Raw genomic sequence first — 18,478 nt, forward strand, 5'->3', positions numbered from 1 at the left:
TTGCGCCCGTGACGGCGAAAAATTTCTGGCGGTGCCACAATGGAAGTAGACCGCTGTGCTCGGTGCCACCCGTGGGCTGCCCAGCGCTGCGGTGGAGACCTTTGTTAGCTGTTAACCCAAGAACAGATAATCAACAGTTTGGCACCTCAATGCCACATGCCAAGGAGGCAGACACATGGCCCTGATCCTCAACATTGACGCCCGTGAAATCATCGATTCCCGCGGTAACCCGACCGTCGAGGTAGACGTACTTCTGGACGACGGCTCTTTCGGCCGCGCAGCCGTTCCCTCCGGCGCTTCCACCGGTGTGCACGAGGCACACGAGCTGCGTGATGGTGGCGAGCGCTACCAGGGCAAGGGCGTGCTCAAAGCCGTCAAGAACGTTATCGAGGACATTGACGAAGAACTGATGGGCGTGGAAGCAGACGATCAGCGCCTGATCGACCAGCTGATGCGCGACCTGGACGGCACCGAGAACAAGTCCAAGCTGGGCGCCAACGCCATCCTGGGTGTTTCCATGGCTGTTGCCCGTGCCGCTGCAGAGTCCGCCGACCTGCCGCTGTTCCGCTACGTCGGTGGCCCGAACGCCCACGTGCTGCCGGTACCGATGATGAACATCCTCAACGGTGGCGCACACGCCGACTCCGGCGTGGACGTCCAGGAGTTCATGATCGCCCCGATCGGCGCAGAGACCTTCTCCGAGGCACTGCGCGTTGGCGCCGAGGTCTACCACACCCTGAAGAAGGTCATTAAGGACAAGGGCCTATCCACCGGCCTGGGCGACGAGGGCGGCTTCGCCCCGTCTGTGGACTCCACCAAGGCAGCCCTGGATCTGATCGTCGAGGCCATCGAAAAGGCCGGCTTCAAGGTCGGCGAGGACGTCGCACTGGCGCTGGACGTTGCCTCCTCCGAGTTCTTCAAGGACGGCAAGTACCACTTCGAGGGCGGCGAGCACACCGCCGAGGAGATGGCGAAGGTCTACGAGGATCTGATCGAGGAGTACCCGATCGTCTCCATCGAGGACCCGCTGCAGGAGGACGACTGGGAGGGCTACACCGCCCTGACCGCCAAGATCGGCGACAAGGTTCAGCTGGTCGGCGATGACTTCTTCGTCACCAACCCGCAGCGCCTGGCCAAGGGCATCGAGGAGAAGGCAGCCAACGCGCTGCTGGTGAAGGTGAACCAGATCGGTACCCTCACCGAGACCTTCGACGCTGTCGAGCTGGCACACCGCAACGGCTACCGCAGCATGATGTCCCACCGCTCCGGTGAGACCGAGGACACCACCATCGCCGACCTGGCCGTCGCCCTGAACTGTGGCCAGATCAAGACCGGTGCTCCGGCTCGCTCCGAGCGCGTTGCTAAGTACAACCAGCTGCTGCGCATCGAGGAGATCCTGGGCGACGCAGCCGTCTACGCTGGCCGCTCCGCCTTCCCGCGCTTCACCAAGTAAGCGCTAGGCGCCCCTCAGGGGGCGCAAGGCAATCAGGTAGCCACAGCCATCCAGCCGATGGCCGTGGGCTACTCGCATTTCAGTCTCGCTTCGCTAGACTCTGTAGACCATGAGCAAATCGACCAAGGGCGAACCGGACAAGGAGCCGGAGGATCAGCCGCGCGCAGACGTGGCGTCCGAACAAGAGGGGCCAGAAAACAGCCGCCCCGAGTCCGCCCACCTGCCCCGAGCACGGTCGATCGAGAGGCGCGAAAGGCGCCGAGCCCGCGCGCAAACCGCGCCGAAACGCATGGCGCGCTCCTTTGTAGAAGTGCCCAAGAACATGAGCCCCACCACGTGGCTCGTGACGCTGGTGTTGGTGATTTTCCTGGCAGTTTCCATAGCCAACCCGCTGCGTAACTACTTCGAGCAACGCGCCGAGCTGGCGCAGCTGAACCAGAAGATCGAGGCGCAGGAGAAAGAGAAAGCGGAGCTCACCAGCGAGCTCAACCGCTACCGCGACGAGGACTTCATCAAGGAACAGGCGCGCACGCGACTGGGGTTGATTGAGCCGGGGGAGTCGGCATTCCGCATCATCTCCCCGAAGATCCACGCCGACGAGCTAGGCACCGAAACGGACGAAGAGTCCCAGGGTGAGGGTGACGGCAACCGCGACTGGTACGCCCAGCTGTGGGATGCGATCTCCACGCCGGAGGAAGAGCTCAAGGAAGACGATCCGGCGACCGAAGACCACAAACTGCCGACGGTGCCGGAGGAGAAGCCGGAGCAGGAACAGCCCGCAGCGCCCGCGTCCGAGGGGCAGCCCGCAGCGCCAGAACAGGCGCCAGCACCAGCACCGGCTAACTAGAGCACCAAACTAGAGCGACAACTCCAACAGAGGAACTGAGGGATCCCATGACCAACCAACGCCAGCCCGGCCCGCCAACCGAAGACGACCTGGAGATAATGCGCCAGCAGCTCGGTCGCCCGCTTCGCGGTGTGGTCGAGGTCAGCTACTACACGCCGGATGGGGTTCCCGCAGTGGTGAAGACCCAGCCGAAGCTACCGGATGGCACACCGTTCCCCACGCTGTACTACCTGACGGACCCGCGCCTGACCGCCGAAGCCTCCCGCCTAGAGGTTGCAGGTGTGATGAAGACGATGCAGGCTCGGCTGCCCGAAGACGAAGATCTGGCTGCCGATTACCAGGCCGCGCACGAGCACTACCTGGCCGAGCGCAACAAGATGGAGGATCTGGGCACGGACTTTTCCGGTGGCGGCATGCCCGACCGCGTGAAGTGCCTGCACGTGCTGATTGCCTATGCGCTGGCGGAGGGGCCACAGCGGGTGCGCCTGGGCACCGAGGCCGTCGCGTTGGCCATCGAGAACAATCCGAAGCTAAAGGGCACGGCGCTGCCAGCGGGCTGGCCGACGTCGGCCTCGCTGGGTACGTCCATGGATGCCGCGAGCATCGCGGAGTAGTCGCAAGGCTGCCGCAGAGTGACCGCAGCGTAACCCCAGGGCTGTCGCGGGGTAGCCTGGGTACCATGAGTACCGCCCAGAACCAGCGCCCAAACGAGTCCCCAAACCCCCGCTTCGCCGCCATCGACTGCGGTACGAATTCCATCCGCCTGCTGATCAGCGAGCGGACACCGGACGGGCAGATTAACGAGCTCAACAGGGATAACATCATCGTGCGCCTGGGCCAGGGCGTGGATGCCACGGGACGCTTCGCCGACGAGGCCCTGCAGCGCGTGGACGAGGCCTTGCAGATCTACGCCGATCGCATGGTTGAGTACGGCGTGGTGGACGTGATGATGGGGGCGACCTCCGCCACGCGCGATGCGGCGAACCGCGAGGAGTTCTTCGACATCACCCGCCGGCACCTGGGTCGCGTGCTCGAAGGGGCGGTGGCGCAGGTGATCTCCGGCGAGCAGGAGGCGGAGCTGAGCTTCCGCGGAGCCATCACGGATCTGCCGGATGCGCAGGACCGTACCGTGTGCGTCATCGACCTGGGTGGCGGCTCCACAGAGTTCGTCGTGCACGGCCCGGGGCGCGAGACGCAGGCTTTCTCGGCAGACATGGGCTGCGTGCGCCTGACAGAGCGATTCCTACACGACCAGCCACCGGCGGAGCAGCAGGTCGCCGAGGCTCGCGCCTTTGTTGGGGAGCTGATGGAGCAGGTGCGTTCTAACGTGGATCTGCGCGACGTGGATCAGGTCGTGGGTGTGGCGGGCACGATGACTACCCTCGCCGCCATTACCCTGGGGCTTTCCGAGTACGACTCGCGGGCTATCCACATGGCCACCCTGTCGCTGGAGGACTTCCGCGCCACGGCGCGCAATCTTTTGGGATTGACGCCACCCCAGCGCTGCGAGTACGGGCCTATGCACCCGGGCCGCGCGGATGTGATCGGTGGCGGTTCTATCGTGGTGGACGCCTTCACGAGCCAGTTCCTTGATTGGGGGCTTAGTGAGATCACGGTCAGCGAGAAGGATATATTGGACGGGATGCTGGCTGAGGTCATGGCACGCCCCCTATAGCCCAATTGGCAGAGGCAGCGGACTTAAAATCCGTTCAGTGTCGGTTCGAGTCCGACTGGGGGGACTTTTTGTTTTTCTTTTAGAACTTCTTCTCGAAAGTGAGCCAGCTCACGATCACACTGTTGTAGCGTTACTCCCGAGAAAGTATTTCGCTGGCAAAATCACATGCCGGCGTTTCAATTCACTTTTGAGGGAGCCATCGACATGATTCTGGATAACTACCGCGCACCTTGGGAAACCGAGGAAACTGACGCCCTACGCCTGCACGCCCGCGAGTTCATCGCCAGGGAGGTGACTCCCAACGAGCTGAAGTGGGAAGAAAACCACCAGGTCGAGCGCGAGTTCTGGAACAAGGCCGGCGATGCTGGCCTGCTGTGCGCCTCCATCCCCGAGGAGTACGGCGGGGGTGGCGGCACCTTTGCCCACGAGGCCGTGATCCAGCAGGAGCTCGCCCTGGCTGGCGACTCCGCCTGGCACAACGGTGTGCACTCCGTGATCGTCGCCCACTACATCTACCAACTCGGCACGGAGGAGCAGCGTAAGCGCTGGCTGCCGGGAATGGCCAGCGGTGAGCTGGTCGGCGCTATCGCCATGACCGAACCCGGCACCGGTTCCGACCTGCAGGCCATCAAGACCCGCGCGGAGCTGGATGGCGACGAGTGGGTAATCAACGGCTCGAAGACCTTCATCACTAACGGCACGCACTGCGACGTTGTGGTGATTGTCGCCCGAACCAATGACCAGCCGGGCGGCAGGGGACTGTCCCTGATCGTCGCCGAAACCAAGAACCTCGAGGGCTTCGAGCGTGGCCGCGTGCTGGACAAGATCGGCCAGCGTGGTCAAGACACCCGCGAGCTCTTCTTCACCGACATGCGAGTGCCCGCCGATAACCTGCTGGGAGGCAAGGAAGGTATGGGCTTCCTGCAGCTGATGCAGCAGCTGCCGCAGGAGCGCTTGATCCTGGCCATCGCCGGTTCATCCGCTTGCGAGGGCGCCGTGCGCGAAACCATCCGCTACGTCAACGACCGTGAGGCGTTCGGCCGCCCGATCCTGGGATTCCAAAACACCCAGTTCGTTCTGGCCGAGTGCGCGAGTGAGACGCTGGCGGCGAAGACTCTGACCGACCACTGCACGGCGCTACACATTGAGGGCAAGCTGACGCCCGCGCAGGCCTCGGCCGCGAAGTACCTGGCCTCCGACCTGCAGAGCTCCGTGGCAGACCGCTGCCTGCAGCTATTCGGCGGCTACGGCTTCATGCGCGAGTACCCGATCTCCCGCATGTACACGGATGCTCGCGTGCAGCGCATCTACGGCGGCACGAACGAGATCATGAAGCTGCTGATCGCCCGCGAGTTTAAGCAGGACTAGCGAGACTGGGCCAGGGGGTCAGAGGAAGGTCGGCGGCTCGGCTAGCTCGAAGTCCGTGCCGCCGTTCCAGGTCAGGTAGACCTGCGTGCGCTGGGAGGGGGAGGACATCGGGTCTGAATCGCCGTATCCGAGGTAGTCGAAGAACAGCTTTCCATCCTCGATCTTCACCTCGTCGGCCGTCTGGCCTCGCAGACCCATCGTCGGCAGATCTTCGTCGAGGTCATCCACCTGGGTGTAGCCCATCGGGGTGAGGTTCTTGTCGTACACCACGAAGTGGTTGACGAAGCTGTTTCCTCCCCGGTTGCTGTACATTTGCACGACGATTTCGTCCTCCCCGTCACCGTTAAGGTCGCCTTGCGCGTAGATTGGGGAGATTTTGTCGCGATCGCCGCTTGGATCGTTGCTGCCGAGTCTGATGTTGAAACCATAGCCGGGTTCGCCGTACACGCCATCGCTCAAAGTGACTGCCGGAAAGTTCGTTTCATCGGAGCGTTCGGCATCTTCGAGCACGCTGAAGTCGGGCACCGTCATTGAGGCCATCCGCGGGACCAGGTCGGCGGCGTCGAACTGCTCCCCGGACTCGCTGGATCCGTCGGAGTCGCCCCCGTCGTCGGAGTCTTCTGCCGCTGGATCTGCGTCAGCCCCCTCGTCGTCCCTTGCGTCAGGTGCTGCGCCGGATGCTGCGGAGGGCTTGCTGCCGGAGTCAGCTTCGTTACCGGCGGGTTCGGTGAGCTTTTTGTATCCGAACAGGCCACCTGCCAGCAGCAGGACGCAGACGATGAAGGTGACGATTGCCGGCAGAAGTGCCGAGCTTTTCTTCGGAGGCTGAACCTGCGCCATGGCCTGCGCTGCCGCAGGTGGGGGAGCCATGCCCGGGCCGAACACGGGTGCGGGGCCTGCGCTGGGGCTGGGGCCTGGGGCTGAAATGGGATTGAAAGCTGGCTGTTGGGGCGGCGATACCGGTTCGAAAGGCTCCGTGGAGGGGTGCGTGGTGGAGCCGGTTTTCGCATCGGTGTCGGCGGCCGGGGTCTCGTCCGAGCGCACCACGGTCTTCCACTCGTTCCGCGAACTCCACTCATTACGCGAGTCGCGCGAACTGCGAGTGTTATTCGATGGCCCTGAGCTCTGCGAGTTCCACTGGTTTCTTTGGCTTCGCTGGTCTCGCTGGTTCCGGCTGCCGTTTTCCGGTGATTCCACGCCTGGGCTCCTACACGTTGGACTGCTTATGGGCGCTAATCTCACGAGCGTTGCATAAGCATTGCATTAAAGAAGAACGTACAGAAGCTTAGTGTGTTTCCGCACGTTCTTGGGAGTTTACGTTCTTGGGGGTTTGCTCCTACAGTCCGGAGTTCACCACCAACTCGTCGGAGGGCTGGCCGCCCTTCGACTTCGGGTAGGCCTTGGCCAGGGCAGCGGGGAAGCGCTCGGCGCGCTGGCTGTTGCCCTCGGGGCCGTAGTGGGCGAAATCGCCCTCGGCAAACCACTCGGGCTTCGCCTCGGCGGCCCAGTCGTAGATCCGCAGGTTCGGGTAATCCTTCTGCGCGTCACGCAGAGCCTGGTTGAACTCCTCCATGTTGGAGTTCGCGTAGTAGCCCTCGTTGGTGTTGGTGGTGACCGTCGGCCACATGACCTTCTGGTCGCCCAGAATGTCCATCATGATCTTGATGCGCTCCGGGGCTGCCAGGTTTGCGCCCGCCGCGTAGTTAGCCGCATCGTTCACACCGGTAGCGATAACCCAGCAGGTATCCGGGCCAGCGGCGGTGGGCAGCAGCTCCTGCACGGAGTCGATGGCCGGCGGGTAGCTCTGTGAACCGTCCTCGGACTGCCATCCCTCGGTGGTGTTGCGCGCGCCGAAGACACTGTCGATGACTTCCTCTGCGCCGTACTTCAGATACGTCTCGAAGGCCGTGTTCTCGGGATCGTTCACCATGTCGTTGGCGAACATGCCGATGGACGTGGAATCGCCGACATGCACCACGCGCTTGCAGCTCATCAGCTTGGAATCCGGTTCCTGGTCGACATCTTCGGCAGGCTCCTCAGCATTGGGGTTCTGCGACCCCGCAGCCTTCCCAGCGCCACCCGGGCGCTGCGAAGGATCCAGTTCCATTGCGGGCTCACCGCCCTTGCCCGCGCCAGCTTCCTGCTGGGATGCCGTGGGGTTGATGCTAATGGGCGTCGCACCAATAGCGACCACCGCGGCCAGCACCACAGCGGCACCGGAAGTGAAGTAGGTGGGGAACGGCTGGCGGAAAATGCCCACAGGCGTGCCAGAGCTGTCGCGGTTGTCGCCGACCTCGCGGTCTGCCTTGCGGCTGCGCATCCATGCCTTGATCGGCGGGATCACGCCGTGCTTGCGGATCGGATCCTCGATCAGCGTCCAGCTGATGGCGGCCAGAGCCACGCTCACGCCGATGGTGATGATGCTGGCCAGCAGCTTGTTGTTCTCCAGCCATGACTGCGGCATGAAGGCAATTACCGGCATGTGCCACAGGTAAATGCCATAGGAACGCTCGCCGAGCCAGCGGATCGGGCTAAAGCCCAACACCCGGCTCCACAGGCTCTGCGGGTGCAGAACGGAGAAGATCGCCAGCACGGAAGCTACGGAAAGCAGAATTAGCCCGCCGTGGTACAAGAACATCGATTCCTGCTCCACCAGCACAACAAGCGCCACGATGCCCGCCAGGCCGATAAGGCCAAACAGGTTCGCGGTGCTTTTCGCAGGTTCGACGGACTTACCCGCTTGGCGGCGGGAGGATAGCCAAATCGCCAGGCACGCACCCAGCAGCAGGCCGCCGGCACGGGTATCGGTCCCTTCGTATGCGCGGGTGTTGTCCATCCCCGGGGTTGCCAGCACCCACATCCAGGCGAAGGAGGCGCCCGTCAGCAGCAAAGAGCCAATCAGTGCACCAATCCGCGAGCGGGTAACAACCAGAAGCACAAGCAGCACCAGAGGCCAGAGCAGATAAAACTGCTCTTCGACGGACAGCGACCACATGTGACTCAGCGGGCTCGGCCCGCCGAAGTTATCCCAGTAGGACTTTTCCTGGAAGATGGTGTGCCAGTTGTTCACGTAGAACAGGGCGGAAAGCGCTTCCCAGAAACGATCGGTGAGCTCGTCGCGGGCAAGCGCCGCAGTCAGAATCAGAGTGGCAAGCAGCGTGACTATCACCGCCGGCATAAGGCGCCGGAACCTGCGCAGCCAGAAGGTGCGGAGCGTCAGGTTGCCCTTCTTGTCCCACGAACGCATGAGGTTCGCGGTGATGAGGTAACCCGACAGCGTGAAGAACACGCCCACGCCCATGAGTCCCCCGACGAAGCCGGGAACGTGCAGGTGGTACAGCACAACCACGGCAACTGCGATCGTCCGCAGCCCGTCGAGTCCGGATACGTACCGCTGATTCTTGTTTATTGGGCGAGGCATGTGAAGCGAGTGAACCTTTATCCAAAAAGTGAGGTGCTTATGAGGTTTTATGCGCGCCGCCGGCGCGTCAGTTCAGACTTTGCAGTCTAGCCCTTTGGGGAACCTTTGGGAAACGATTCTTTAGGACGCCACCACGTGGGCGAGGCTTGGGGTCTGGTTCGAGCGCAGGGTAGGTGCGTTGCACACCTATCATGGGAGACATGCGCACTCTTTACACAGCCCAGGACATCCGCACGGCCGAGGCGGCTTTGTTCCCCCGCGAGCAGCGGGAGGACGAGCTGATGCAGTCTGCCGCGCACGCGGTGGCGGTCGTAGCGGAAAAGATGCTGGCCAAAGCAGAGGAGTCGGCGGGCGCTGCGGAAGGTTCCGTGTTGTTGCTGGTCGGCCCGGGTGGCAACGGCGGCGATGCGTTGTACGCTGGCGCGGTTCTTGCGATGCAGGGTAGGAAGGTCGAGGCCTTCCCGCTCGAAGGCGCCGACCGCGTGCACGAGCGCGCCGCGCGGGCCTTCACTGCGGCGGGTGGCAGCTTCGTCGGCCTGGAGCGAGCAGACAGTTATCGCGTGATCGTCGACGGGATGTTCGGCCTCGGCGGGCGTGGTGAGATCCCGGTGGAGGTCGACGAGTTCCTGCGAAAGCCCCAGGGGGTTCGCACCGGCGGGAAGCACCGGCCGCGCGTGCTGGCCATCGACCTTCCCAGCGGTGTGGTCGCCGATACCGGCAAGGCGCCGGGCAGGCACGTTAGTGCCGACGTGACCGTCACTTTCGGTGGGTTGCGCCGGGCGCACGGCCTCAGTGCCGAGTGCGGGACGGTGCTGTGCGAGGACATCGGCCTGGACGATGGTTCTATGCTTTCCGCCGAGCTGTCTAGGCTCGAAAGCACTGTCTCTTTGTGGCACACGCCGGTCGAACGCCTAGCGCCGGAAGACATGGCTGCACAGCTGCTCGGCAGCCCGGAACCCTTGCCTGGGGAACTGCCCGCCGAACCGGGCGCAGTGGACGACAAATACTCCGGCGGGGTAGTGGGCATCTGCGCGGGCAGCAAGGACTATCTGGGAGCAGGCGTGCTGGCCACGCTCGCGGCGGTGAACACCACCAGCTCGATGGTGCGCTACATCGGCGAGCACCCCGAATACGTTCTGGCGACCACCCCGGAAGTCGTTGTGCACCCTGTGGTTCGCGGGGCGGGGCAGGTGCAGGCGCGCATGGTTGGCTCCGGTCGTGGCACGGATCGCGATGCCCGCGACGAACTGCTCGCCGTTCTAGACATGGTGCAGCCCTTGGTTCTGGACGCCGACGCGATCACCGTCCTGGCGAAGAACCCTGACGTTCTAGAGATCCTGCGTGCTCGCAACGCTCCCACGCTGCTCACCCCGCACGACGGGGAGTTTGACCGGCTGGCTAAGGCGGCCGGACTGCCGGCGGAATCGCCGGACCGGATCACCTCCACAGAACGGCTGGCACGTGAACTGAACTGCACGGTTTTGCTGAAGGGCCGCTTCACCATTATCGCCAACCCACAGCGCACTGTGGTTGTCGATACCGCATCGTCCTGGGCCGCTACTCCCGGATCCGGCGACGTATTAGCGGGAATTCTGGGCGCGCTGGTGGCGCGCGATGCCGGCAAGCGGGCTCGGGACACCGGATACACAGAAGCCGGCCAGTACGAGTTGGAGGCGCACGAGGCAGACTACGTGGTCGATTCAGCTGCGGTTGGTGTGGCTATCCACGCTGCGGCGTCATATATATCCTCCCTTACCCCGTACGGCCCGGCACCGACCTCGGCGCTGAAGATCGCGCAGCACATCCCGCATGCGACGGCGTGGCTGGGCACAGTGGTGCAGGGGTAGGCGCCCGACTACGAATAACGCGAGAACGCGCAAGGGCACAGAGCAAGAGAACACGAGAGCAATAGAAGGGAAAGCAACAATGGATCGCAAGATCGCACTGATCACCGGTGGCACGCGAGGCATCGGCCTGGCGATTGCCCGCGAACTGCAGGACGACTACCACCTGATCATCGGCGGCAGCTCGGAGAAGGCCTACGACGTTGCCTCCCAGTTCCCAAGCGCGCAAGGCTTCGTGGCGGATCTCGCCGATACGGAAGGCATCGGTGCAGCCGTGGCTGAGCTGGGGCTCGATAGTCTGGATGTGCTGGTGCACTCCGCGGGTGTGGTGGCGCACGACCCGGTCACCGAAACCACTCCTGAACAGTGGAAACACGCCTTCGACATCAACCTGTTTGCCGTTGCGGAGCTCACCCGGCAGCTGCTCGGCGTGCTGCAGGCGGTGCACGGAACCGTGGTGACGATCAACTCCGGCGCGGGCTATCGCTCCAGCGTGGGCTTCGGGCCATACGCCACCACGAAGTTCGCCCTGCGTGCCTACACCGATGCGCTGCGGGAGGAGCAGCGCAACAAGATCCGCGTGAGCTCCATCCACCCGGGCAAGGTTAATTCCGACATGCAGCGCCAGATCCAGTCCCATCGCGGCGTGGCCGAAGCGGATTATGACGAAACCCAGTACCTGCGCCCGGAATCGGTGGCGAAGGCCGTGCGCCTCGCCGTTGATGCGACGGACGATGCGATGATCGAGTCTCTGACGATCCGCCCGGCCAACGGGCGCTAAGTATTACATGGCACGCCCAGAATCTGACCTAAACCGCGATCCAAACCGCATCCTGGACTGCGCCATTGTCGGCGGCGGCCAGTCCGCACTGGCCACGGCCTTCTACCTGCGCCGGGAGGGAAGGCGGAGCCGCAAAGCTCCCGACTTTGCGGTGTTCGACGATCAGCCGGAACCGGGTGGGGCCTGGCGGCACATGTGGCCGTCGATGACGTTGTTCTCCGCCGCCAACTTCTCCAACCTTCCGGGCATGCCGATGCCCAGTTACGAAGGGTCTAAGGGCTATCCACCGCCCGGCCATGTGGTCGACTACCTGCGCGAATACGAGCGCCGTTACGATCTGCCCGTCATCCGTCCCGTGCATATCGACCGGGTGGAGTACGACGAGCCGACCGGGCTGTTTCATCTGCACGCCCGCCCGGGTAGCGGCGCTGCCCGCCCGACTAGCTCCTCCCACACCCTGCGCTCCCACACCTGGCGTGCCCGCACCGTCGTCGCCGCCACGGGCACGTGGTCCGCGCCTTTCGTTCCCTATTATCCCGGCAAGTTTGCTGGCCAGCAGTGGCACACCGCCACCTACCCGGGGCCGGAGCCGTTCGCCGGTTCCTCCGTGGCCGTCGTGGGAGCGGCTAACTCGGGAGCACAGATCGCCGCCGACCTGGCCGACGGCGCCGACGTCGCCGACGTCACCTGGTTCGTCCGCCACCCGCCCCGCTGGATGCCGGACGACGTCGATGGCGCGGAGCTCTTCCGCCGCAACCGCGAACGCTACCTCGCCATTTCCGCAGGTAAGGAAGACCCCGGCGCCGATTCCAGCCTCGGGGACATCGTCATGCTTCCCGCGGTCCGCCGCGCCCGAGACTCCGGACACCTGCGCCCCACCCCGATGTTCTCCTCCCTCGACGAAGTCACCACCGACCACCTGATCTGGTGCACCGGCTTCCGCCCCGCCCTCGGCCCTTTTCGCGGGTTGCTCTCTTTTCGTGGTGACGCCCCCTCGCCCCAGCACCCCGGCCTCTTCCTCGTGGGCTATGGCGATTGGGTGGGTCCAGGCTCCGCCACCATCACTGGCGTTGGAGTGCATGCAAAAAGGGTGGCCGCCGAGGTAGTGGCGGCCACCCGAGGGTGACGGTAGCGCGAGCATCGCGCGGCGGGCTTTGCCGCAAGGCCTACTGTGAAACTACGGCGCAGTTTCGGCGCTACTTCAGCACAGTTACGGCAGCATGCGGAAGGTCTTGCCGGCCTTCAGCAGGGTGAGCATGACCTTGGAGAAGCTCTTCCGGCTGAGGGACTCCGGTCCGCGGAAGTACATGAAGCGCTGCGAGGTGACGTTCTGTGTTGCCGTGTACTTCTGCAGCCCCTCCGCGCCGTGGCGGTGGGAGACACCGGATTCCTTCATGCCGCCCATGGGGTTATCGATGGCCGCCCAGCTGGAGGTGTAGCCATCGTTCAGAGCCACCGAACCGGACTCGATCTTCGGGCCGATCTTCCAGGCAGTGTCGTCGGCGGCAAACACAGAAGCGTTCAGGCCGTAGTCCGTGTCATTGGCCAGCTCGATCGCGTCGTACAGATCCTCCACCGGCTCGATGTACACCACCGGCCCGAAGACCTCCTCGGTGCGCAGCAGCGCATCCTCTGGAACGTCCACCATGACCGTCGGCTCGTAGAAGTACGGCCCCAGATCTGGGCGCTTCTTGCCACCGCACAGGATGTTCGCGCCCTTCTCGCGGGCGTCCTCCACGTACTTCTCCACGGTCTCCAGCTGGCTGGCGGAAGCCAGCGAACCCATCTGCGTCTCCCACTCGAAGCCGCTGCCTAGGCTCATGGACTGCACGCGAGAGGAAAACGCGCCCACGAAATCCTCGTAGGATGCACGCTCGACGTAGATGCGCTCGATGGAAACACACAGCTGACCGGAGTTAGAGAAGCACGCATCGATAGCTCCGCGGGCTGCGTAGTTGACGTCCGCGTCGTTGGCGATAATCAGCGGGTTCTTGCCACCCAGCTCGGCCGAGTAGCCGATCAGGCGACGGCCAACCTGCTCGCCCAAAACCTTGCCCGTTGCGGTGGAGCCAGTGAACATCAAGAAGTCGCACTGATCCGCAATGGCACTACCAACCACGCGGCCGGACCCGGTAACTAACTGCACCAGGTCGCGCGGCAGTCCGGCGTCAAAAAGAAACTTAAAGACCAAAAGCGAGGTAAAAGGCGTAGCAGAGTCGGGCTTAGCGACCACAGCGTTTCCGGCGAGGAGCGCGGGGATCGCGTCGCCAATGCCGAGGGACAGCGGGTAATTCCACGGGCTGATCTGGCCGACCGCGCCCAGCGGGTGACGGTACTCGATGGACTTCGCCATGATCGACATCGCCGAGGCGCGCTTGCGCGGCTTCATGAACTTCTCCACGTTGTTGGAGTAGTAGCGCGCATTGTTGGCGACGTCCATGACCTCGTCAAAGGCGCTGGCGCGGTTCTTGCCGGTCTCCAGCTGCACCATGTCGCAGAGCAGCTCGGCGTTCTTTAAAACCAGGTCGTGGAAGCGGCGGAAGATGCGCTTGCGCTCGGCGAAGGGGACATGCACCCAGGACTGCTGGGCGCGGCGGGCGAAGCGGAAGGCTTCGGTGACATCGTCGGCGTCACCGCTGGCGACCCAGCCGATCGTCTCGCCGAGGAAGGGAGCCTCGATCTCCAGGCGCTTGCCGTCGTAATCGTCGTTGAGGTTGTGCAGGCGGGCGTTGGTGGTGAGCTCGCGCAGCTCTACTTCCAGGTCGGCGGGCAGAGCGGCTACGGATAGGCGCTTGTAGTTGGTTCGTTTCATGTTTGGGAGACTACCTAAAAGGCCGGGGGAGTGTGTTCGATCTAGAACATTTCTAAGCAAATGAATAGTCGCGAGAGCACGAACTTTTGCTTGTGGGAACCTTTAAGCAGGCTTAGCCGTTGGTAGGATGTACGCGAAAGCGCCGGTGGCTTATTGCTAGGCTCCGGCACCGAAAATGACCAGCACAACTTTGGAGTACTAAAGAATGAAGAGCTCGAACCCGTTCATGGGGTCGCTGGCCAAGAACCAGGGCCAGCACCCGTTCGCACAACAGGGCAACCAGGGTGGCTACGGCCAGCAGGGCGGTTATGGCCAGCAGGGGATGAACCCCTACGCGACCTCCGCTCACGGCGGTGTACAGACCGCCGCTATGGGTTACGGCATGCAGGACGCATCCAACTACGGCCAGGCCGGCAGCGCCGACCGTCCGATGACCGTCGATGACGTTGTTACCAAGACCGGTATCACGCTGGCCGTGATCATCGCTCTGGCAGTGGTGAACTTCATCATTGGCCTGAGCAACCCCGGCCTGGCGATGATCCTGACCTTCGTCGGCATGATCGGTGGCCTGATCGCCGTTCTGGTTTCTGCATTCGGCAAGAAGTACGACTCTGCGCCGGTCACGCTGACCTACGCTGCCTTCGAGGGTCTGTTCGTCGGTGGCTTTACGTTCCTGCTGTCTGGTGCTGCGGTTGGTGATACTGACGCCGGCATGCTCATCGCCCAGGCGGTTCTGGGAACCATTGGTGTGTTCATTGGCATGCTGTTTGTGTACAAGACCGGTGCTATCCGCGTGACTCCGAAGTTCACTCGCTTCCTGGTGGGCGCCATGATCGGCATCCTGGTTCTGGCGCTGGGCAACCTGGTGTTTGCACTGGTTACGGGCTCCGCAGGCATCCTGCGTGACGGTGGTCCGATCGCTATCATCTTCTCCCTGTTCTGCATCGGCATTGCAGCAATGAGCTTCCTGCTGGACTTCGACCAGGCGGATCGTCTGGTCCGCGCGGGTGCTCCGTCGAAGATGGCTTGGGGCGTGGCACTGGGTCTGGCCGTCACCCTGGTCTGGCTGTACACCGAGATCCTGCGCCTGCTGTCCTACTTCAGGGACTAGCGCTTTAGGAGCTAGCGCTGGGGCGCTGTTAGTTGAGGGGCTTCCGGTTTACCGGGAGCCTTTTTCTGCTGCCGGTGTGCGGAGAGGGGGAGTTGGCTGCTCTTGTGCGGGGGATATTGCCGCTAGGGCGGGGAATTTTGCTGTCTGTATGCGGGAGGTTTCGCAGCTAAGGGGGGAAATGTCGCTAGATCGGGAATACGTGGGCGCCGGCAGGGGAAAATGTCGCTAGATCGGGAATACGCGGGCGTGGACATGGACAGATGTCGCTAGATCGGGAATACGCGGGCGCGACCAGTCGGCCTGATGAAGGCGCAGCGCTCTGACCTGCATTTTCTTATAGTTGAGAATGGTTATCAAGAATGTATTCCCGTTCTAGCGACATCCAGCCCGGTATTGCCCTGATTTGGCGGGGTTCCCTCCTGTGTATTCTCGATCTGGCGACATCTGGAGGTTTAACCTCTTTCAGGGTGGGGCTAAGGGGAATGGCGGGGTAGAGAAAAGGGGAGTGCGGGACGGGAGAATGTCGGAAAAATTGCAGTTCTCAGGCCTAGATGTCGGAAAAGTTGCAAAACTAAAATTCCTGCTATCGATGCGTGAATACCAAAACGCTCTGACCTGCAAGTTTAGGTAAGTGAGAATGTCTCCCAATAACAAATTGCAACTTTTCCGACATTTAACCCTCCGAGGGGCGCACAGGGCGCTGCCTGGGTGGGAAAAGTGCAGCCGGGGTGGCATTGGATCCTGTAGGGGCAAGCATTGAGCCCGGGAGGTAGTGGGGCGCGCCGGAGTGGCATTGGACCCTGCAGGGGGAGGCCCGCAAGGCAGAGGAAAACAAGAAGGGCGCCCGCAGCGCCCTTCATAAATGCAACCGGCTCAGCCAGCCCCAGCTAAAAGCCCAGCCGCAAACTAGCCCGGGCAAGCCCAGCCAGCCGCAAACTAGCCCGGGCAAGCCCAGCCAGCCGCAAACTAGCCCAGCTAAAGCCCAGCTCAACCGGCAGAAACTACTGCTCCGCGCGCGGAACGTCCAGGTCCGGGTCGTAAGGCTCAGCTGCCACGATCGTCACAGATACAGTATCGCCAGTCGGGGTCTGGTACTCGCGGGTTTCGCCGACCTTGGCGCCGACGATGGCCGCACCCAGCGGAGCATCGGTGGAGTAGGTCTCCAGGTCCGGGTTAGAAGACTCCAGGCCACGGGTGCCGATCAGGAAGGTCTCCTTATCGTCCTCGTCACCGTCGTAGTAGACGTGGATCACGGAACCAACCAGTGCCACGCCGGACTCCTGCGGAGCCTCACCGATGGTGGCGTTATCCAGCAGCTCCTCCAGGTAGGTGATGCGAGCCTCCTCCTGGCCCTGCTGCTCGCGGGCTGCGTGGTAGCCGCCGTTCTCCTTGAGGTCGCCCTCTTCACGGCGCTCGTTAATCTCGGCTGCCAGCACCGGACGGTTCTCCTTCAGAGCCGTCAGCTCTGCATTCAGTCGGTCGTAAGATTCCTGGGTCAGCCAGCGAGTCTGGTTCTCGGCCATTGGGTTCTCCCATCTTCGTTGAAGGTTGACGCGGTCTCTCACGTGGGCGTCAATAGATTATTAAGTAGGCGTGCAAAGTGTAGCACCTGGGCGCCAGGCTACCTGGGCTGCCCGGCCTAGTCGCGCGGGTCGAGGTGCGGCGGCAGCGTGGCGGAGCAACCGTAGGCCGTGGCTGCATAGCCGCGTTCGCGGGTGGGGATGTCCACTAGGAAGCGCTCTACTTCTTCGCCGCCGCGTGGCACGACAAACTCGCGGCGCCCGACTTCGTTCTTGTCGTAGTCCAGGGCGGTGACGATGCAGTACGCGGGCTTGGAGGGATCCTTGCGGGTGACGTCGATGCTCATGGTCATGCGCTCGTCCGAGACGATCTCGCCGCCGGATTCCTGCGCCGTGACATCCGCTTCCGAATTACGCATGAACTGCGTGACCGCATAAGTCAGCGCCGCTGCCAGCATTACGGCCAGGATTACCACAACGATTTTCCCGGAGAATTTCTGGTTGCGCGTTTCGCCGTAGCGCTCTTCTTGGATGCTCTTCTTCGCCGCGTTCATGATGTCTCTAGTCTAGCCCACCCTTTTATTATTGACGCCCACGTCCCCGGGCTGCCTGGACTGGTGGCTCTATTGGGCAGGGGAGGGCTGGGTAGTAGATTGTATTGGCGTGAGTGAAAAGACATCTTCCGCAGTTACGCCGCGTTATCGCCTGTTGGCGATTCATGCGCACCCGGACGACGAATCCAGCAAGGGTGCGGCCACCATGGCTCGCTATGTTGATGAGGGGCACCGGGTGAAAGTGCTGACGTGCACCGGCGGTGAGCGCGGGGACATCCTGAACCCAGAGATGCAGGAGCTGGCCGAGCAGGGCATCGGAGAGATGATCGAGGTGCGCCGCGAGGAGATGGCTCAGGCAGCCTCCATCCTGGGTGTGGAGCATGAGTGGTTGGGTTATGTGGATTCCGGCCTGCCGGAGGGCGACCCGAAGCCGCCACTGCCGGAGGGCTGCTTTGCCCTGCAGGACACGGAAGAGGTCACACAGAACGTTGTGCGGGTGGTGCGTGAGTTCCGTCCGCACGTCATCATCACCTATGACGAGTACGGCGGCTACCCGCACCCGGATCACATCAAGGTGCATGCGGTTTCCGTCCGTGCCTGGGAGGCTGCCGACGACCCGAACTACCATCCGGAGCTCGGCGAACCTTGGGAGGTAAAGAAGCTCTACTACACCCATGGCTTCATCCGCGAGCGTTTCGAGAACCTGGCCACCGCCATGTACGAGCGCGGCGCGCAGCTGCCGGAGCACGTCCTGCGGCACTTGGAGATCTGGAGGCAGCTGCCCGATATTTTCTCCCGCGTGACTACCCGCGTGAATGTCGCCAACTGGTTCGAGCGCCGCGATGATGCGCTGCGTGCCCACCGCACTCAGATTGACCCGAAGGGGGCGTTCTTCCTTGCGGACACGGATCTGCAGCAGCAGGTGTGGCCTACCGAGGAGTTCGAGCTCGCGCAGTCGCGCGTGCACAGCGAGCTGCCGGAGACGGAACTCTTCGCGGGCCTGGATTCGGCGGATTAGCGCAGCACTGGGCTGATTCACGCAGCACAAGCCTGATTCACGCAGCGCAGGGTTTCCCCACAGGCGAGCGACAA

The 18,478-nt window shown here is 63.0% G+C and carries 15 protein-coding genes and 1 tRNA gene; 11 read left to right on the top strand and 5 right to left on the bottom strand.

All coding sequences use genetic code 11. The annotated features are described in order from the left end of the window. Nucleotides 1-175: 175 nt before the first annotated feature. The 6 genes from eno (at nt 176) to QKE30_RS02060 (ending at nt 5,343) form a co-directional block, all read left to right on the top strand. Nucleotides 176-1,453 carry a phosphopyruvate hydratase gene (eno, locus tag QKE30_RS02035; protein ID WP_034985815.1) on the top strand — a complete coding sequence of 426 codons (1,278 nt, stop codon included), beginning with the start codon at nt 176-178 and terminating at the stop codon, nt 1,451-1,453. A 109-nt stretch (nt 1,454-1,562) separates the two neighbouring features. Beyond that, a complete protein-coding gene (locus QKE30_RS02040; RefSeq protein ID WP_347933973.1) occupies nt 1,563-2,300 on the top strand; it encodes a septum formation initiator family protein in 738 nt (245 codons plus the stop codon). A 47-nt stretch (nt 2,301-2,347) separates the two neighbouring features. Continuing rightward, on the top strand, nt 2,348-2,914 hold the full coding sequence (locus tag QKE30_RS02045; RefSeq protein WP_347933974.1) for a DUF501 domain-containing protein: 567 nt from the start codon (nt 2,348-2,350) through the stop codon (nt 2,912-2,914). 65 nt (nt 2,915-2,979) lie between these two features. Then, nucleotides 2,980-3,975: a Ppx/GppA phosphatase family protein gene (locus QKE30_RS02050; RefSeq protein ID WP_347933975.1), complete on the top strand. Its 996-nt coding sequence runs from the start codon at nt 2,980-2,982 to the stop codon at nt 3,973-3,975. Continuing rightward, nucleotides 3,966-4,039, top strand: a tRNA-Leu gene (locus tag QKE30_RS02055). The genes QKE30_RS02050 and QKE30_RS02055 overlap by 10 nt, the downstream gene beginning before the upstream one ends. A 140-nt stretch (nt 4,040-4,179) precedes the next feature. After that, a complete protein-coding gene (locus tag QKE30_RS02060) occupies nt 4,180-5,343 on the top strand; it encodes an acyl-CoA dehydrogenase family protein (RefSeq protein ID WP_347933976.1) in 1,164 nt (387 codons plus the stop codon). Nucleotides 5,344-5,361: 18 nt separating this feature from the next. Here the strand turns inward: QKE30_RS02060 and QKE30_RS02065 are convergent, their stop codons facing one another. Together QKE30_RS02065 and QKE30_RS02070 are read right to left on the bottom strand one after the other, a co-directional pair. Further along, nucleotides 5,362-6,540 carry a hypothetical protein gene (locus QKE30_RS02065; RefSeq protein WP_347933977.1) on the bottom strand — a complete coding sequence of 393 codons (1,179 nt, stop codon included), beginning with the start codon at nt 6,538-6,540 and terminating at the stop codon, nt 5,362-5,364. A gap of 139 nt (nt 6,541-6,679) precedes the next feature. Further along, entirely contained in the window at nt 6,680-8,764 is a 2,085-nt protein-coding gene (locus QKE30_RS02070) for an acyltransferase family protein (protein WP_347933978.1), read from the bottom strand. Between the two features lie 200 nt (nt 8,765-8,964). Here QKE30_RS02070 and QKE30_RS02075 point away from each other — a divergent pair, with 200 nt between their 5' ends. From QKE30_RS02075 to QKE30_RS02085, 3 genes are all read left to right on the top strand, one after another. Next, entirely contained in the window at nt 8,965-10,611 is a 1,647-nt protein-coding gene (locus QKE30_RS02075; RefSeq protein ID WP_347933979.1) for an NAD(P)H-hydrate dehydratase, read from the top strand. A 79-nt stretch (nt 10,612-10,690) separates the two neighbouring features. Further along, complete coding sequence (locus QKE30_RS02080; protein ID WP_347933980.1) at nt 10,691-11,389, top strand: SDR family oxidoreductase; 699 nt, start codon at nt 10,691-10,693, stop codon at nt 11,387-11,389. 7 nt (nt 11,390-11,396) lie between these two features. Further along, the gene (locus QKE30_RS02085; RefSeq protein ID WP_239317273.1) at nt 11,397-12,515 is read left to right on the top strand and encodes an NAD(P)-binding domain-containing protein; all 1,119 of its coding nucleotides are present in this window, start codon (nt 11,397-11,399) and stop codon (nt 12,513-12,515) included. Between the two features lie 84 nt (nt 12,516-12,599). Here the strand turns inward: QKE30_RS02085 and QKE30_RS02090 are convergent, their stop codons facing one another. Continuing rightward, the gene (locus tag QKE30_RS02090) at nt 12,600-14,201 is read right to left on the bottom strand and encodes a succinic semialdehyde dehydrogenase (RefSeq protein ID WP_070487895.1); all 1,602 of its coding nucleotides are present in this window, start codon (nt 14,199-14,201) and stop codon (nt 12,600-12,602) included. Nucleotides 14,202-14,406: 205 nt separating this feature from the next. Between QKE30_RS02090 and QKE30_RS02095 the strand changes: the two genes are divergently transcribed. Continuing rightward, nucleotides 14,407-15,312: a Bax inhibitor-1/YccA family protein gene (locus tag QKE30_RS02095; protein ID WP_347933981.1), complete on the top strand. Its 906-nt coding sequence runs from the start codon at nt 14,407-14,409 to the stop codon at nt 15,310-15,312. A 1,001-nt stretch (nt 15,313-16,313) separates the two neighbouring features. Here QKE30_RS02095 and greA read toward each other — a convergent pair. Both greA and QKE30_RS02105 read right to left on the bottom strand, forming a co-directional pair. Then, nucleotides 16,314-16,835 carry a transcription elongation factor GreA gene (greA, locus tag QKE30_RS02100; protein WP_035004425.1) on the bottom strand — a complete coding sequence of 174 codons (522 nt, stop codon included), beginning with the start codon at nt 16,833-16,835 and terminating at the stop codon, nt 16,314-16,316. Nucleotides 16,836-16,951: 116 nt separating this feature from the next. Further along, complete coding sequence (locus QKE30_RS02105; protein WP_035004424.1) at nt 16,952-17,386, bottom strand: DUF4307 domain-containing protein; 435 nt, start codon at nt 17,384-17,386, stop codon at nt 16,952-16,954. Between the two features lie 109 nt (nt 17,387-17,495). Here QKE30_RS02105 and mca point away from each other — a divergent pair, with 109 nt between their 5' ends. After that, the gene (mca, locus tag QKE30_RS02110; RefSeq protein ID WP_347933982.1) at nt 17,496-18,404 is read left to right on the top strand and encodes a mycothiol conjugate amidase Mca; all 909 of its coding nucleotides are present in this window, start codon (nt 17,496-17,498) and stop codon (nt 18,402-18,404) included. Nucleotides 18,405-18,478 lie beyond the last annotated feature (74 nt).

It is taken from the genome of Corynebacterium sp. c24Ua_83, from assembly GCF_039907245.1.
Taxonomy (GTDB): Bacteria; Actinomycetota; Actinomycetes; order Mycobacteriales; family Mycobacteriaceae; genus Corynebacterium.

Excerpts from the sequence above, each read along its gene's own strand:
- eno (WP_034985815.1), top strand. The coding sequence starts at position 176 with ATGGCCCTGATCCTCAACATTGACGCCCGTGAAATCATCGATTCCCGC.
- QKE30_RS02040 (WP_347933973.1), top strand. The coding sequence starts at position 1,563 with ATGAGCAAATCGACCAAGGGCGAACCGGACAAGGAGCCGGAGGATCAG.
- QKE30_RS02045 (WP_347933974.1), top strand. The coding sequence starts at position 2,348 with ATGACCAACCAACGCCAGCCCGGCCCGCCAACCGAAGACGACCTGGAG.
- QKE30_RS02050 (WP_347933975.1), top strand. The coding sequence starts at position 2,980 with ATGAGTACCGCCCAGAACCAGCGCCCAAACGAGTCCCCAAACCCCCGC.
- QKE30_RS02060 (WP_347933976.1), top strand. The coding sequence starts at position 4,180 with ATGATTCTGGATAACTACCGCGCACCTTGGGAAACCGAGGAAACTGAC.
- QKE30_RS02070 (WP_347933978.1), bottom strand. The coding sequence starts at position 8,764 with ATGCCTCGCCCAATAAACAAGAATCAGCGGTACGTATCCGGACTCGAC.
- QKE30_RS02075 (WP_347933979.1), top strand. The coding sequence starts at position 8,965 with ATGCGCACTCTTTACACAGCCCAGGACATCCGCACGGCCGAGGCGGCT.
- QKE30_RS02080 (WP_347933980.1), top strand. The coding sequence starts at position 10,691 with ATGGATCGCAAGATCGCACTGATCACCGGTGGCACGCGAGGCATCGGC.
- QKE30_RS02085 (WP_239317273.1), top strand. The coding sequence starts at position 11,397 with ATGGCACGCCCAGAATCTGACCTAAACCGCGATCCAAACCGCATCCTG.
- QKE30_RS02090 (WP_070487895.1), bottom strand. The coding sequence starts at position 14,201 with ATGAAACGAACCAACTACAAGCGCCTATCCGTAGCCGCTCTGCCCGCC.
- QKE30_RS02095 (WP_347933981.1), top strand. The coding sequence starts at position 14,407 with ATGAAGAGCTCGAACCCGTTCATGGGGTCGCTGGCCAAGAACCAGGGC.
- greA (WP_035004425.1), bottom strand. The coding sequence starts at position 16,835 with ATGGCCGAGAACCAGACTCGCTGGCTGACCCAGGAATCTTACGACCGA.
- QKE30_RS02105 (WP_035004424.1), bottom strand. The coding sequence starts at position 17,386 with ATGAACGCGGCGAAGAAGAGCATCCAAGAAGAGCGCTACGGCGAAACG.